The following is a 15086-nucleotide window of genomic DNA, read 5'->3' on the forward strand; positions in this document are numbered from 1 at the left end:
AAGCCTGGCCTAGGCCAGCGATGAACGCACTACCGGTATAGATTGCGCCTTGCGTACAGGATGCAGATGCGTCAGGAATTGTTGCGTCGCCGCGCTCCAGGAATAGCACAAGGCATGCTCCCTGACAGTCGAACGTTTGAGGTTTAATGCCTCAAAACAGGCGCGCATCAAGTCCGTATCCAGCACCCCCGATTTGCCATGTGCCACGACGTCGATCGGGCCTTCGACCGGATAAGCAGCCACCGGCACACCGCAGGCCATCGCCTCTATCAATACCAGGCCGAAGGTATCGGTACGGCTGGGGAAAACGAACACATCGGCGCAGTTGTAGTAAGCCGGCAAGGCTTCATGCGGCTTGGCACCGAGAAAACGAACGTCCGGATATTTTTTCTCCAGTTCCTCACGCATGGGGCCATCGCCGATGACCCATTTAGCGCCCGGCAAGTCCATCTGCAGGAAGGCTTCAATATTCTTTTCGACGGCGACGCGACCAACATACAAATACAGCGGACGCTTCAAGGTCGCTTCTTCACGCGGCCCTGGCTTGAAATAATTGGTATCTACGCCACGGCTCCACTGCACCACGTTCTTGAAGCCGCTTTGTTCCAGCGCGTCCTGCATCCGTGGTGTCGGCACCATCACTGCTCTGGATGGTTTGTGAAACCACTTGAGCCAGCGATAGGTCAGTGCCAGCGGCAAATGATATCTCGCGCGCAGATATTCGGGAAAACGCGTGTGATATGCGGTCGTGAAGTCCAGCCCGCGGTTGATGCAGTAACGGCGCGCAGCCAGGCCCATGGGACCTTCGGTAGCAATGTGGATGCAATCCGCATCGAAATCATCCAGCGCCGCCGCGACCTTGCCGTAAGGCTTGTAGGCCAGCCGTATCTCTGGATAGCTGGGGCATGAATAAGTCTTCATGTTCTCCGGCGTCACCATCAATACCGCGTGACCGTTGGCCCGCAATTGCTTGCGCGTGGCTTTCAATGTATTGACGACACCGTTGACTTGCGGTGCCCAGGCATCCGTTATGATGGCGATACGCATAGCTCTTCTTCCTTTTGGTGTTTGGCATGTTGATGCGGCATCACAATTTCCTGCCATGTGACCAGACGCAATTCGCCGGCATAATCCTCGACCAGTGCAGACAGACTCTCGACCCAGTCACCATCGTTGCAGTACGTAATGCCATCGATTTCGCGAATTTCCGGCTTGTGAATATGGCCGCAAATCACGCCATCGAGACCACGCCGCTTGGCTTCCGCCGCCAGTGCATTTTCAAACGAAGAGATGTAGCTGACTGCATTCTTCACCTTCAACTTCAGGTATTGCGACAGCGACCAGTACGGCAGACCGGCACGGGCGCGCCAGCTGTTGAGCCACTGATTCCATTTGAGGATAACCGTGTACAGATTGTCGCCAACGTAAGCCAGCCATTTGGCGCAAGAAATCACGCCATCGAAGCGATCACCATGCAGCACCAGCATGCGTTTGCCTTGTGCCGTGGTATGGATTAGCTCATCGCGTACCCGGATGCCGCCAAAATCCAGATCGATGAATTGGCGCACCGCTTCGTCGTGATTACCGGGAACAAAAATGACTTCAGTGCCCTTTTTGGCTTTTTTCAACACCGTTTGCACGACGTTGTTATGCGACTGATCCCAGTACCAGCGACGCTTGAGCTGCCAGCCATCGATGATGTCACCGACCAGATACAAGGTATCCGATTCGGTTTTGCGCAAAAATTCCAGCAGTCGTTGTGCCTGGCAACCCGTCGTTCCCAGGTGGACGTCTGAAATCCAGATCGTGCGGAATTTATGCGGATCACGCGTTTTTTCACGCGTAGTTTCATGTGCATTGCCAGCGTCCGCGCCAAGAAACTCTTTCGTCAGGAACTGGTCGCGTGGTTTCATGCTGGCGCATCCTCTTTCGACTCGTCTTTTGCACCATCCCTGAGATAGTGCCGCGCATAACGGCTATCGAGTTTGGCCAGCGGCAACATCATGAACAGATCGGCGCTGTGGAAATCAGGATCCCACGCCGGTTCGCCGCATATCCACGCACCACTGCGCAGATAACCTTTGATCAATGCCGGCATGTCCGGCTTGTGGCCAGCTTCACGTTCTGCGATCGGGAACGGCAAGTGCGGTTTGACGCGATACTCAGCAGGTGCCAGATTAGTTTCCGCAATCGCGTGATACAGCGCTGCGGCATTGTGCCCACCATCCGCCAGGCTGATGCTGGCGCAACCGATCAGGTATTCGCATTTTTCCTTTTGCATGAACGCTGCGATCCCTGCCCACAGCATCATGATGACAGCGCCGCTGCGGTATTTTGGATGGATGCAGGCGCGACCTGCTTCGGCGATACGGCCGCGCAAATTGTCTAGCCGGCTCAGATCGAACTCCTGCTCGGAGTAGAAGCCGCCTATCTTGCGCGCGGCTTGCGGGCTCAGGACGCGATAGGTACCGACCACTTTCAACGTAGTCGAATCGCGTACGATCAAGTGATTGCAATACGCATCGTATTCATCTTTATCGAGACGTTCCGGATTGGCCAATGCGGTCAAGCCCATTCCCTCGATAAATACCTTGTAACGCAAACGCTGTACTTCCCGCACTTCTTCCGGCGTGCTGGCCATACTCAAGGTCAGTCTTGGGGAAGCGGAGGTGGTATCGGCAGAAGCATTCAGTAATCGCATGTGTCGTCCTTTGTATTATGACGAGCAAAGCGTAACTGCTGATTACTTCAGCAAAATGACAGGAGCATGTCATTTTGATGACACTGCAACACTATCAATTTGAAGGATTGAAGCGGCCATAAAAAAAGCCGATGCATCTGCATCGGCTTGATCTCGCTTCAGCCATATCGTTACCAGATATGTGTTGCGCTACTAGTGCAACGACTTACTTCTCGTTCTTTGGACGACCGGCCTTGATCGGTGCCAGCGCAGAAATCACGGCATTCAATTTGCCGAGTTCCATGGTCTTGATCAATGCCACACCTGCGCGCAAGAGCTCGCTTTTCTTGACCGACACACCCGATTTCAAAAAGGCTTTCTTGACGTCGCTCAAGACCTGATATTCGATCTCAGGCATCGTGAAGCTGTCTCTGATGAGCTTGGATTTCTTGATTTTTTCTTTTGGCAATGCAACTGGCTGCGATGCTTTTCCCGATGGCTTGACTGCCTTGACTTTAGAAGATGGTTTCGCTGCCGGCTTCGTTACCTGTCTGGTAACTGGTTTTACTGTTGGCTTCTTGGCCAAAGGCTTGGTGGCGGCAACCTTCTTGGCAACGGCCTTCTTAGGCGCGGCCTTCGTTACGACCTTTTTCGCAGCCTTCACAGCCACTTTCGTTGCTGCCTTTTTCGCAGTCGGCTTGGCGGCTGGCTTGGCGGCTGGTTTAGCTACTTTCGTTGCAGCAGTTTTCGACACGGCTTTTTTTGCAGGTACAGCAGCTTTCTTCGCTGCTGCCTTCACCGCAGGCTTGGCCGCTTTCTTGGCTACCGCTTTTTTGGCTGGTGCCGCAGTTGTAGCAGGCGTTACGGCCGGTTTGGCTGAGTCGTTTACTGCGTTATTTACTACGTTTTCTGTGGACAAGATGCGCTCCTTAATTTAATCGTATAAATAATATATATAGTTTATTACATTAATGCAAGTAGAACAGTGCCAGCACTCGCTGTGCGAGCGTATAAGCAAATACCGGCTTTGCATATCCGTACCAGGTCTTTGTTGCATCGCATCCTCAGTTGCCAGCTGAATTCATGGTGCGGTCATAATTACCGCGCAAAATTGTTGTCTGATTCGACAACCGCGACTTTCATTCATGTTCCTACGATTTCTCTGTTCAATTTCCATTGCCACGGCAACGTTCACCATGCCGTCTGCCGCATTCTCTGCGGAAGACACTGGCATGATCGTGATCGGCCAGGCCATTGATCTCTCCAGCCCCAACGCTGCCATCGGCCGTGACTATGTGGCAGGCATCAAAACCTATTTCGATGCACTGAATGCTAGCGGTGGCATAGCCGGGAAAAAAGTGAGATATGTCGTGCGTGATGATCAGGCGACACCGACGGTGGCGGTCAGGGCCGTGACCGAATTGATTGAACGCGATCAAGTGGACTTCCTGCTCGGCGGCGTGGGCGATGACGTGACGCAGGCGGTACTGAACGCACCGGTATTCAAACGCAGCAATCTGGTCTTGTTTGCGCCACTGGTCGATGCCGTGGAGTTGTATAACAACCGGATATTGTTCTGGCGCCCGGGTTACGTGCAGGAAGTACAGCACATTCTTTCGCATTTCGCCCCCCTCGGCATCAAGGACGTCGGCATCGTTTATCAGGATGGCCCTGCGACCCGCGAAGCCTTCCGCAGCCTGTCGACTGAATTGCGGGGACGCGGCTTGAACCTGACCGGTACCGTACGTCTGGGCAGCAATGAAAAACAAAATGCACAAGAAGCCAGTCGCCTCGCATCCACCAAACCCGGCTTCGTCATCGTGATTGCCGACACCATCGGCACGGCGCTGTTCCTCAAGGAATTCCGCAAGTTCGCATCGCAAACCTATGTCGCAGGCACCTCACTGATCAATCTGGAAACCCTGCGGGAAGTAGCCGGCGCGCGCGCCGTTGAATGGACCGTATTCTCGCAAGTCGTGTCGAATCCGAATGCCGGTAAGACGGCGATACAGCTCGAACATTTGACGATGATGAAGAAGTATCGTGACGAGCCGCCATCGTCATTAACGCTGGAAGGCTTTGTCGTTGCCAAGACCCTGACCAAAGCCATACAACGCTCCAAGCGTTCGACACGGGCCGCCTTGCAAGACTTGATGACGCAGGACACGAATATCGAACTGGGCGGCCTGTCGGTGAACTCTTCAGCCAAGAGTAATCACCTCTCAGGCTATGTTGATATCGCGCTATTCAAGAAGAATGGCTTAATCTTTTAAGGACCGCGAGCAACTACGACGGCTGCGGCTTGAAGCGAACAAAACGATAAACGTAAATAGCGATCACCAGAAACACGACCGCCTTCGATACAGGTTCCACGTATTGCTCCACCTGCTCGTACTGCGATTGCAGTACGTAACCTGTCACCGCCAGCAAGGCCGTCCAGATCAGCGAACCGATAGTCGAGTAGACGAGAAACGGCAGCATGGGCATGCGCACTACGCCGGCCGGCACTGAAATCAAGGTCCGCACGGCAGGAATCAAGCGCCCGAGGAATACCGCCGCCGCGCCATAGCGCGCAAACCAGTACGAAGCCACATCAATATCGCGTGGTGACAATGTGAGCCAGCGGCCATGCTTGGCGGCGATACGCTTGAGCCTGTCTTTGCGAAATATCGCACCGGCGTAATACCAGGGCAAGGCGCCCACCACAGAACCTGCGGTACCGGCCAGGATCACCAGCAACAAGTTCAAATCGCCACGCGCGGAAACAAAGCCGGCGAGCGGCATGATTAATTCAGATGGAATGGGTGGGAACACGTTTTCTGCAAGCATCAGCAGAAAAATTCCCAGATAGCCGCTCTGCGACACGATATCGACAATGCTGTTAAACAAGAGCCTCTCCAGTATGCGTCAGGCCGACTACCCGAACGCGAATTTTCCGATGCACATCCGCAATGTGCACCAAATACGTCTATCAGAAGGACAAGTGAGCAAAAGGTTCACGAAATGCGCGGCGTGCTCCACCACGCGTGACTTTCTCGACGACAAGGCCGCACTCTTGCGCTATGGATTTTTAGTGTCAGCCATTGAGCTTGATGGAAAAATCGACGCCGACGTCACTCCAGCATTCTTTTTCCTTTTCAATCCAGTAAGCAACAGTGGGATGGTCATGTACCCATTCCTTGCGCAACTCGAGTTCGATTTTGCCCTTCATTTTCAAGCGCACATCGTTCAAATCGAGATCAATGCGCGAATGCATGAACATCACCGCCAGTCGCAAAGCCAGAATCGCCTTCGCAAAATCAAGATCACTGAGCGCATCGCCGACTTTACGCAAATTACCTTTGTGCGCCAGCGCCAGATAACTCATCAAGCGTTGTTCGCGTGTCGTAAAGCCGGACAAATCTGCATTCTCGATCATGTAGGCAGCATGCTTGTGATAGCCGCTGTGGGATACCGACAAACCTATTTCGTGCAGCAAGCCAGCCCAGTTCAGCAACTTTACATATGTGTCGTTTGCGGGCTTCAACAAACCGAATAATGCACCGGCTGTGTGCGCCGTAAAATCGGCGCGTTTTTCGTCTGCGTGAAAGCGTTGCATGAAATCGCGCACCGATTGCTCGCGCCTGTCGCGCTTGGTAGCTCGCAGTTGCAGATCCCACAACACGCCCATGCGCAGACCGGCTTCAATCGGCTTCATGACCTTGATGCCTAGCTCCTGCATGACCGCAATCAGAATGGCCAGGCCGCCGGTGATACTGGTAGCCCGGTCGGCTTTCATGCCGATCAAATCGATCTTGCCGGCGTGGCCGAATTGAATCAAACGACGCTTGAGCGCGTCCAGGCTCTTCAAGGACAAGCTGCCATCGCCCAGTCCGTTCTTGCTGATGGCATCTGCAATTGCACGTATCGTTCCCGAGGAACCGTAGGCAGCGGCCCAACGCTCAGATCGATACACCGGTGCTGCATCCTCGAAACGCGAGCGTGCCGACAGAATCGCGGCGTCGAAGGTCGCGGCGTTGATGTGTCCGTCCTGAAAAAAAGCCAGGGTTTGTGGCACTGTCCCTATGCTGAATGACTCAACCTGTTCGATTTCCGGGCCTTTACCCAGAATCAGCTCGGTCGAACCGCCACCAATATCCAGGACCAGCCGACGTTCGCTTAAAGACGGCAAGCTGCTGGCCACACCCATATAAATCAGGCGTCCTTCTTCCTCACCGGAAATAATCTCGATCGGATAGCCGATGGCGGCTTCCGCTGCCGGTAAAAAAGTGGCGGAGTTCTTTGCAATGCGCATAGTGTTGGTTGCCACCACGCGCACCGCATTCAATGGATAGGTGCTTAAAATGGAATTGAAGCGTGACAGGGATTCGAGCGCGCCCTGCATCGCTGCAGCGGTCAAATTTCCCTTGCTGTCCAAGCCCGCGCCCAATCGCACAGGATCGCGCGCGCTTTTGATGATGCGAATGCTCTCGCCATCATGTCGCCCTATGTGCAACCTGAAACTATTGGAACCCAGATCTACTGCAGCAAACATTCCATCTCCTCAATCACCTACCTGTCACTCTTGTTTGCATCATATGTCGCTTGCTGATATCTGCGCTTGGGAATGCGCATAAGACACCATCGCGGATCGTCGCTACGCGTGAAAAGTGCGTGACGATAAGCCCGCATTATTACGTCGTCATGACAAATCGAACATGAGGACAAATTACGCTATTGCACGCTGCATAGAATGCGGAAAATGCTCAGCAACAAAAAAATTGCGCATAAATGCGCAAATTGTTTATACCATTTAAAAATGCGTCATGCCAAGCAGTGTTCGCTGTTGGCATGACTAATTTATTTCTTGCTTCGCTTTTACTTTATTCTTGCTTCACTTTTGCTTATTGGTTGAAGAACTCAGCCGAATTTTCTGACTGCATCCAGCGCCAGTCCGGCGCCAATACTGCCAAACAGATCGCCTTCCACACGACGCGCATTCGGCAACAGCGAGCCTATCTTTTCACGCAATAATTGCACCCCGCTGGAACCGCCGGTAAATACCACGGTATCGATCTCATCCGCATCGATGTCTGCGTCACGCAACAAATTGGCAACGGTATCTTCGACTGTGGTCACCATCTTGTAGATTGCTTCGTCGAATTCATCGCGACGCAAGGTCAGCGTGTGGGCCGGCGACAGCCGCTCCAGTACCAGTTGCGTTTGCAGCTCTGCCGACAAAGCGATCTTGCCCTCTTCCGCCTTCAATGCCAACCAGTGGCCAGAGCGATTTTCAATCAAGTCCAGCAAGCTGTCGAGCTTGTCCTTTTCGCGGGCATCGCGATAGATATCCTTGATTTGCAACCAGGTCTTTTGCGTATATGCCAAATTAATCGTGTGCCAGGTTGCCAGATTGAAATAGTAGCTGGACGGCACTTCATTATTATTATTCAGGCGGCTGCCGAGCCCGAGCAAAGGCATGATGCTGGTCAGGCTTAAATACTTGTCGAAATCGGTACCACCGATATGCACACCGCCAGTCGCCAGAATATCGTCGCGCCTATCAACCTTTTTTGCGCGCTCCGGTGACAGGCGCACGATGGAAAAGTCAGAGGTACCGCCGCCAATATCGGCGATCAGCACCAATTCTTCGCGATCGATCTGCGACTCGTAATCGAAGGCCGCGGCAATCGGTTCATATTGAAAATCGATATCCTTGAAACCGACCGCTTCTGCGATTTCATACAAGGTATCTTCGGCCAGGATATCGGCCTCTTCATTGCCGTCGACGAAATACACGGGGCGCCCCATCACGACGCTGGTGAACTCGCGCCCGGCAGCAGTTTCCGCCCTGTGCTTCAACTCCCCTATGAATTGGGTGAGCAGGCTGCGGAACGGCAAGGCCTTGCCCATCACCTCGGTCTGATCATCGATCAGGCTGGTGCCGAGCAAGCTCTTCAACGAACGCATCAGGCGGCCTTCATAGCCTTGCAGATAATTGGCCAGCGCTGCGCGCCCGTAATACACCTGCTCTTCATCTGCATTGAAGAAGACGACGGACGGCAATGTTGTTTTGCCATCTTCCAGTTGCAACAGTGCTGAAGTACCGGGACGACTCCAGCCTACTGTCGAATTCGACGTCCCAAAATCGACGCCGCACGCGTTTGCCATGAAAAACCTCTGTAAATGAAACGGGCCACGATGATAAGTCATAGACCGCAGGGTGTGTTTATTTTCTCCACTGCAGGAAGAATTCCTCCGGCATCTGGTGCAAAAGCCTGACAGCTTACAACAGTACGCGATAGCGGCAAGCAGGCTGGCCGGTAGGTGTTGCCCCGGGAAGCACAGATGAGGAATACAATAAAAACGGCTCCCCATACGCGAAGAGCTGATTCGTCACATACAACTCAATCGTCATCAACAGGAGGCAATATGGTTAACGTCGGATTGCAGGTCCGTCTGGAAGCAAAACCGGGCAAGGAAAAGGAGCTGGAGGAGTTTTTGCGTGCGCAATTGGCTTACGCCCTCGGCGAACCCGGCACCACTGCATGGTTTGCCGTCAAACTGGACGCCAAAACGTTTGGCATCTTCGATGCCTTCCCCGATGAAAATGGACGCCACGCCCACCTCGAAGGGGAAATCGCCAAAGCATTGGGAACAGTGGCGAGCAGCCTGCTGGCCCATCCGCTCGCCATCGAAAAATTCGAAGTACTCGCAGCAAAATTGCCAGGTAGTGGCGAAGTCCCGGATTCTCTCGGTTGAAGTTGCAACGGGATGCGCGCTCCGAAGCAGGTCTTCGGAGCGCGCATCCAACATTTCGGAAAAACATCGTAAAATATCGCCTTTCGGAGGATCTATGAATAGCAGTTGGGGGAGTGAAGAGGATATGGAAATCGACGACGAGCTGATGCGCGACGTCGAACATTTAGTGCCATCGAGACAACGCAATAGCGGTGACATTGGCACGCTGGATTTCTACGACAGGCAAGACCGTATGGCGCGCGAGATCGCCGACAAGCCGCGTTAATCAGGAACTCTTTTAATGACAGGACGGTCAAGCTTGCCTGTTCTAGCTTCAGCAACCCGGCTCAACAGCACGATTCAGCAGTACGATTACATCTGCAATTAAATCAATCTTGTGTGTCGCCTTCGCCTACGAAGGCTTGATGAAAGTCATACGCACAGCCACTTGCACAGAGCATTGACAACTTCAGAGGCGACTTGATGTCTCGATGAGCGTCATTAGGCTCTTTACGCGCCACGAAAATCGCTGTTGTCATTCTTGCCTCACATCCAATTGCACCGATTTAGTGCGCAATATTATTGATTGTGGTGGCATCTTTATTGCTACATGGGAAGTAATTATTCCTGTCATACAAACACATTATTGAATTGTCATGACATCCGTCGCATCAGAAATTATCTATTTATTAAATACTGTTCGTGAATCAATCTTTCCAATCTGAATATGCTGCTTTCGATGCCATCTCATCCTGCTGACCCGACGCTGCAAGCGCGGTTGCTCGGCACGTTGCTATCCAATCTGGAAGGCATGGTTTATCGCTGTCGGCTGGATGCCCACTGGACAATGGAATTCGTCAGCGAAGGCTGTTCAGCGCTGACCGGTTATTCGGAAGAAGATATTTTATTCAACAGCCGGGTTTCCTACGAAGACATTACGCACCCTGAAGACAGGGATATTGTGCGCAATGCCGTGCTCGCCGCGGTAAAGAACAATCGCCGCTTTGATATCGAATATCGCATCGTGCGTGCAGACGGCGAAGTCCGCTGGGTATGGGAGCGCGGCACCAATATTTCGCACGACAACAAAGATTGGGATGTACTCGAAGGTTTTATCCAGGACATTACAGAACGCCGGCTTGCCGACGAAGCATTGCGTGAAGCAGAACGTCGTTACCGCAGTATTTTTGAAAATGCCGTCGAGGGGATTTATCAATCGACGCCGGATAACGGGTATCTCGCCGTCAATCCAGCACTCGCCCGCATGTATGGCTACAACTCGCCACAAGACCTGATTTCAACCTTGAAAGACATTGAACACCAGGTCTATGTTGATCCCAAGCGGCGTATCGAATTCATGCAGTTGATGATGAAAAATGGCGTGGTCACCAGTTTTGAATCGCGCATCTACCGGCGCAATGGCGAAGTCATCTGGATCTCGGAAAATGCGCGTGCTGTCTTCAACAGCACTGGCACCCTGCTTTTTTACGAAGGCACGGTAGAAGCCATCACCGAGCGAAAACTGCATGAAGCCGAAATCCAGTTCCAGGCGACGCACGATGCGCTGACCGGCTTGCCGAATCGCACGCTGCTCTACGATCGCATGCAGCAAGCGGTGCTGCACTCCGAGCGTTACAGCAATATCACTGCGATCGCCTTCCTCGATCTGGATCAATTCAAATTCATCAACGACAGTCTCGGCCATCAGGTTGGCGACGAGTTATTGAAAATTACCGCGCAACGCCTTACCTCCTGCCTGCGGGAAAGCGATACCGTCGCGCGCCAAGGTGGCGATGAGTTTGTACTGCTGCTCACCAGCCAGCCTGATGAAGAATCGATCACGCAAACCATGCAGCGCGTTCTCCATGAAGTCTCGCAACCATGGACGGCGAACGATCTGGAATTTCGCATTACCTGCAGCATAGGCGTCACCCTGTGCCCGGATGATGGTCGCGACGTTGAAACCCTATTAAAGAATGCCGATTCGGCGATGTACAAGGCGAAGGAACTGGGGCGCAATAACTTCCAGTATTTTGCTGCCGAAATGAATGACACCGTGACCGACCGACTGGCGCTGCTCAATCGTCTGCGTCAGGCGATTCCGAATAATGAGTTTGTTTTGCATTATCAACCGAAGGTCGATCTCGGCAGCGGCAAGATCATAGGATCGGAAGCACTGATACGCTGGAATAGCGCAGAAGGCACCGTCTCCCCCGCCAATTTCATTCCGCTGGCAGAGGAAACCGGACTCATCATACAAATCGGTGAATGGGTATTGCGTACCGCCTGCCGGCAAAATCGTACATGGCAATTGGCAGGTCACCCGCCTATTCCGGTATCGGTCAATCTGTCACCACGTCAACTCGCGCGTGGCGATATTGTCGAACTGGTCGAGCGCGTACTGGCCGAAACCGGCATGGAAGCGAAATATCTGGAGCTGGAAATTACTGAAAGTGTGATGGCGACCGATGTCGAAAAATCTTTCGCACTGCTGACACGTTTGCGGGCAATAGGTGTGAAAATTTCCCTCGACGATTTCGGTACCGGTTATTCAAGTTTAAGTTACCTGAAACGCTTCCCGGTCGACACCCTGAAAATCGATCAGTCTTTTGTCCGCGACATCGCCACCAACCCGGATAGCGCAGCCATCATCAAGGCGATTATTTCGCTCGGCCATAATTTGAACCTGACCGTGCTGGCCGAAGGCATAGAAACCGAAGAACACTTTCAGTTCCTGCTGCAAAACGGCTGCAATGAAGGTCAGGGATATTTGATGAGCAAGCCGGTTTCCAATCATGCATTCATCAAACTGCTGTATGAAGGAATCCGGCAATACTGCTGATTTGACCGTTTTTGATTATTCGCTACAGATTCAACCTCAACTGAGGCAACGAATGTTGACTGAGCCGTTACAGTTAAAACGTCAGGCGTTGCACGCCATCCGCGGTGCCTAGCAACGCAATGTCTGCGCCACGTCGCGCGAACAGGCCGACTGTGACGACGCCGACGATATCGTTAATCTGTGCTTCCAGTTCGGCCGGATTCTCAATCTTCAAGCCCAGCACGTCGATGATGTAGCAACCGTTATCTGTCACTAAAGGCTTGCCGTCCTTGATGCGCAGGCGCGGCTCTCCACCGAGTGCCGCCAGCTTGCGTGCGACGACTGCTTGCGCCATCGGTATCACCTCAACCGGCAGCGGAAAATTGCCAAGCAGCTTGACCAGTTTTGAGCCGTCGGCAATGCAGACGAATTGCTTGGCTACCGAGGCAACAATCTTTTCGCGCGTCAAAGCAGCGCCGCCACCCTTGATCATCGCGCCTGTCGCAGTGATCTCATCCGCACCATCGATATATACCGACATCGAATCGATATCATTCAAGTCATAGACCTTGATGCCATGCGATTGCAGGCGCTGGGCAGTCGCCTCCGACGACGCCACGGCACCCTTGATACGGTCCTTGATCTTGCCCAGTTCATCGATGAAGAAATTGGCAGTGGAGCCAGTACCGACGCCGATAATTTCACCCGGAACGACATAGTCGATTGCGGCACGGGCAACTGCTTGCTTCATTTCATCTTGGGTCATGGCGTATGCAAAAAATTGATGGTTGGGAATCCTGCTGAAACGCTATTTTACCGGATGCTCTGTGGGTAGGCGCCCAAAGCTTGAAGGTGTTTACGCCTGTTCAGCCTTTTTCCACCAATTCTTCCGCAAGCATTTACTTGGTCTCATCTTCGGCTTTTTCATCCAGCGTTTCAAACAGAGCGATTTGCAGACGTGTATGAAACCTTACCAAGGGCCGCCACAGCGCTGCGGTCAGCACGGCAGCAGCGGCCAGTAACAGTGCCAGCATCTCAAATGGTGGCAGGATGCTACGACTCAATATACCAATCAATAGCAAAATGACGGCAATCGAGACCAGCGGGATCGTTTCAGCAATGACACGTCGCCAGCCGTGAGGAAGGTGACTGGTTTCGCCGGTAATAATCTCTGCCAGCAGCAGGCTCAAGGCTTTCAGTTTTCGGTAAGTCGCGATCAGAAAAGGCAGGGAACACGCCAGCGCCCCACCCCAAACAACTGTTTTATGAATTTTTTCATCCTCGAATGAGGTTCCGATAAGTTGCTCGACAATGCCTAGCAGATAGATAGCTGCCACGAACACTGCAGCGGTCAAAGCGCAATTTGCGATGACCTGTATAACAATTTTCATGATGATTTTAGCCAGCAATGCGCGATCGCCTTGTAGCTGCGCACTTTGCAGCCATACGATATATCGATTCCCAGCGCGACTGATAAAGGGTGGCATCACCGTTGCGGCTTGCTGCGACAATGGATCGGCCAGCTTGATCAGGTACGGTGTCAGTAAAGTAGTCACTGCAGATACTGCTACCACGATCGGATACAAGAACTCGCTGGTAACTTGCAGGGTCAAGCCGAGCGACGCAATGATGAATGAAAATTCACCTATCTGTGACAACCCCATCCCTACCCTTAAAGAAGTTTTACCGTTGTTGCCTGCGACAAAGGTGCCGACTCCACATGCAAAAATTTTTCCAAGGACAACCGCTGCCGTAATAACCGCGATCGGCAATGCATAAGTAACCAGAACATCAGGATTGAATAGCAAGCCGACACCGACAAAAAACATGGCACTGAACATATCGCGGATAGGTGCAATCAAGCGTTCAATCAAATGCAATTGGCGCGCCTCCGCCATGATCGCGCCTATCATGAATGCCCCCAGGGCAATGCTGTACTCCAGCTGCAGCACCAACAAGCAAAAGCCGAAGCACAAGCCAAGTACAGTGATCAAGAACACTTCCGTATTCTTGAATTTTGCGACAAACGCCAGGATGCGCGGCACCATCAGCAAACCAAGTATCAAGGCAACAATCATGAAAAGGGATAGCTTGCCGACTGTGACGAATACGTCGCCGGCATCGACCGATCCATTCATCGCTATGCCCGACAACAAGGCAATCATGCCGATCGCCATGATATCTTCGACAATCAGAATGCCGAATATCAGGTGTGCAAAGCGCTCATTCTTCAAGCCCAGCTCATCGAGCGCTTTTACGATAATCGTCGTCGAAGAAATTGCCAGCATCGCGCCCAGAAACAGGGAATCCATCGTATTCCATTCGAAATACAAACCGATCCTGTAACCTATCCACGTCATCAACACAATCTCTGCCGTGGCCGCAATGAATGCGGTGACACCGACGCTACTCAATTTTTTCAAATTGAATTCAAGACCAAGGGAAAACATCAGGAAGACGACCCCAAGTTCAGACACGATCTTGATCGTCCGATCATCCTGGATCAATTCGAAAGGCGGCGTATGAGGCCCGATGATCACGCCGGCAAGAATGTAGCCCAGCACCACGGGCTGCTTGAAATAATTGAACGCAACTGTGACAAAACCGGCGATCAGCATGATCACTGCAAGGTCTTGGATGAACTCTGCTCCATGCATAGGACGGATCCCTGTTGTGGTAACAACAATGCGGGCGGGTGTGGATGGTGATGTGCTTGCTTAAACCTTACACATAGTTTTGGGTGGTGTCTATGAGGGGGCGAACATAGGTGGTGGGATTTTTTGCTCGGATTGCTGCATGTGTTGCTATTGCCGAGACTGTCTTTTCTTCGAAGAGGCTTGGGATGCCGGGGGTGGCCCGGCAACC

Annotated in this window: 13 protein-coding genes; 4 read left to right on the forward strand and 9 right to left on the reverse strand. The window is 52.5% G+C overall.

All coding sequences use genetic code 11. The features are described from left to right. Positions 1 to 9 precede the first annotated feature (9 nt). The 4 genes from ACFQO0_RS14755 to ACFQO0_RS14770 form a co-directional block, all read right to left on the reverse strand. Positions 10 to 1047 (reverse strand): glycosyltransferase family 4 protein, encoded by a 1038-nt coding sequence (locus ACFQO0_RS14755; protein ID WP_382236026.1) that lies wholly within the window; start codon positions 1045 to 1047, stop codon positions 10 to 12. Then, the gene (locus tag ACFQO0_RS14760) at positions 1029 to 1913 is read right to left on the reverse strand and encodes a UDP-2,3-diacylglucosamine diphosphatase (RefSeq protein ID WP_382236029.1); all 885 of its coding nucleotides are present in this window, start codon (positions 1911 to 1913) and stop codon (positions 1029 to 1031) included. The genes ACFQO0_RS14755 and ACFQO0_RS14760 overlap by 19 nt, the downstream gene beginning before the upstream one ends. Then, positions 1910 to 2701 carry a GNAT family N-acetyltransferase gene (locus ACFQO0_RS14765; RefSeq protein WP_382236032.1) on the reverse strand — a complete coding sequence of 264 codons (792 nt, stop codon included), beginning with the start codon at positions 2699 to 2701 and terminating at the stop codon, positions 1910 to 1912. Before ACFQO0_RS14765 ends, ACFQO0_RS14760 begins: the two co-directional genes overlap by 4 nt. Positions 2702 to 2906: 205 nt before the next feature. Further along, positions 2907 to 3599: a hypothetical protein gene (locus ACFQO0_RS14770; protein WP_382236035.1), complete on the reverse strand. Its 693-nt coding sequence runs from the start codon at positions 3597 to 3599 to the stop codon at positions 2907 to 2909. A gap of 277 nt (positions 3600 to 3876) precedes the next feature. Here ACFQO0_RS14770 and ACFQO0_RS14775 point away from each other — a divergent pair, with 277 nt between their 5' ends. Continuing rightward, a complete protein-coding gene (locus ACFQO0_RS14775) occupies positions 3877 to 4953 on the forward strand; it encodes an ABC transporter substrate-binding protein (protein WP_382236037.1) in 1077 nt (358 codons plus the stop codon). A 13-nt stretch (positions 4954 to 4966) separates the two neighbouring features. On the opposite strand, the gene ACFQO0_RS14780 is transcribed toward ACFQO0_RS14775, so the two are convergent. From ACFQO0_RS14780 to ACFQO0_RS14790, 3 genes are all read right to left on the reverse strand, one after another. Beyond that, on the reverse strand, positions 4967 to 5569 hold the full coding sequence (locus ACFQO0_RS14780) for a DedA family protein (RefSeq protein ID WP_382236040.1): 603 nt from the start codon (positions 5567 to 5569) through the stop codon (positions 4967 to 4969). Positions 5570 to 5756: 187 nt separating this feature from the next. Then, positions 5757 to 7214 carry a Ppx/GppA phosphatase family protein gene (locus ACFQO0_RS14785; protein WP_382236042.1) on the reverse strand — a complete coding sequence of 486 codons (1458 nt, stop codon included), beginning with the start codon at positions 7212 to 7214 and terminating at the stop codon, positions 5757 to 5759. A gap of 365 nt (positions 7215 to 7579) precedes the next feature. Then, positions 7580 to 8830 carry an Hsp70 family protein gene (locus ACFQO0_RS14790; RefSeq protein WP_382236045.1) on the reverse strand — a complete coding sequence of 417 codons (1251 nt, stop codon included), beginning with the start codon at positions 8828 to 8830 and terminating at the stop codon, positions 7580 to 7582. A 261-nt stretch (positions 8831 to 9091) separates the two neighbouring features. On the opposite strand from ACFQO0_RS14790, the gene ACFQO0_RS14795 reads away from it, so the two are divergent. From ACFQO0_RS14795 to ACFQO0_RS14805, 3 genes are all read left to right on the forward strand, one after another. Then, positions 9092 to 9421, forward strand: a complete 330-nt coding sequence (locus tag ACFQO0_RS14795; protein ID WP_382236047.1) for a putative quinol monooxygenase — start codon at positions 9092 to 9094, stop codon at positions 9419 to 9421. Between the two features lie 94 nt (positions 9422 to 9515). Beyond that, a complete protein-coding gene (locus ACFQO0_RS14800; RefSeq protein ID WP_382236050.1) occupies positions 9516 to 9686 on the forward strand; it encodes a hypothetical protein in 171 nt (56 codons plus the stop codon). A gap of 453 nt (positions 9687 to 10139) precedes the next feature. Then, a complete protein-coding gene (locus ACFQO0_RS14805) occupies positions 10140 to 12242 on the forward strand; it encodes a putative bifunctional diguanylate cyclase/phosphodiesterase (RefSeq protein ID WP_382236053.1) in 2103 nt (700 codons plus the stop codon). Positions 12243 to 12315: 73 nt separating this feature from the next. Here the strand turns inward: ACFQO0_RS14805 and rpiA are convergent, their stop codons facing one another. Both rpiA and ACFQO0_RS14815 read right to left on the reverse strand, forming a co-directional pair. After that, positions 12316 to 12987 carry a ribose-5-phosphate isomerase RpiA gene (gene rpiA / locus ACFQO0_RS14810; RefSeq protein WP_382236056.1) on the reverse strand — a complete coding sequence of 224 codons (672 nt, stop codon included), beginning with the start codon at positions 12985 to 12987 and terminating at the stop codon, positions 12316 to 12318. 133 nt (positions 12988 to 13120) lie between these two features. Then, positions 13121 to 14878, reverse strand: coding sequence for a cation:proton antiporter (locus tag ACFQO0_RS14815; RefSeq protein WP_382236059.1), 1758 nt, complete (start codon positions 14876 to 14878; stop codon positions 13121 to 13123). Positions 14879 to 15086: the final 208 nt, after the last annotated feature.

It is taken from the genome of Herminiimonas aquatilis, assembly GCF_042665175.1.
GTDB classification, from domain to species: Bacteria; Pseudomonadota; Gammaproteobacteria; order Burkholderiales; family Burkholderiaceae_D; genus Oxalicibacterium; species Oxalicibacterium aquatilis.

Excerpts from the sequence above, each read along its gene's own strand:
- ACFQO0_RS14815 (WP_382236059.1), bottom strand. The coding sequence starts at position 14,878 with ATGCATGGAGCAGAGTTCATCCAAGACCTTGCAGTGATCATGCTGATC.
- ACFQO0_RS14785 (WP_382236042.1), bottom strand. The coding sequence starts at position 7,214 with ATGTTTGCTGCAGTAGATCTGGGTTCCAATAGTTTCAGGTTGCACATA.
- ACFQO0_RS14775 (WP_382236037.1), top strand. The coding sequence starts at position 3,877 with ATGCCGTCTGCCGCATTCTCTGCGGAAGACACTGGCATGATCGTGATC.
- ACFQO0_RS14755 (WP_382236026.1), bottom strand. The coding sequence starts at position 1,047 with ATGCGTATCGCCATCATAACGGATGCCTGGGCACCGCAAGTCAACGGT.
- rpiA (WP_382236056.1), bottom strand. The coding sequence starts at position 12,987 with ATGACCCAAGATGAAATGAAGCAAGCAGTTGCCCGTGCCGCAATCGAC.
- ACFQO0_RS14805 (WP_382236053.1), top strand. The coding sequence starts at position 10,140 with ATGCCATCTCATCCTGCTGACCCGACGCTGCAAGCGCGGTTGCTCGGC.
- ACFQO0_RS14800 (WP_382236050.1), top strand. The coding sequence starts at position 9,516 with ATGAATAGCAGTTGGGGGAGTGAAGAGGATATGGAAATCGACGACGAG.
- ACFQO0_RS14765 (WP_382236032.1), bottom strand. The coding sequence starts at position 2,701 with ATGCGATTACTGAATGCTTCTGCCGATACCACCTCCGCTTCCCCAAGA.
- ACFQO0_RS14795 (WP_382236047.1), top strand. The coding sequence starts at position 9,092 with ATGGTTAACGTCGGATTGCAGGTCCGTCTGGAAGCAAAACCGGGCAAG.
- ACFQO0_RS14790 (WP_382236045.1), bottom strand. The coding sequence starts at position 8,830 with ATGGCAAACGCGTGCGGCGTCGATTTTGGGACGTCGAATTCGACAGTA.
- ACFQO0_RS14760 (WP_382236029.1), bottom strand. The coding sequence starts at position 1,913 with ATGAAACCACGCGACCAGTTCCTGACGAAAGAGTTTCTTGGCGCGGAC.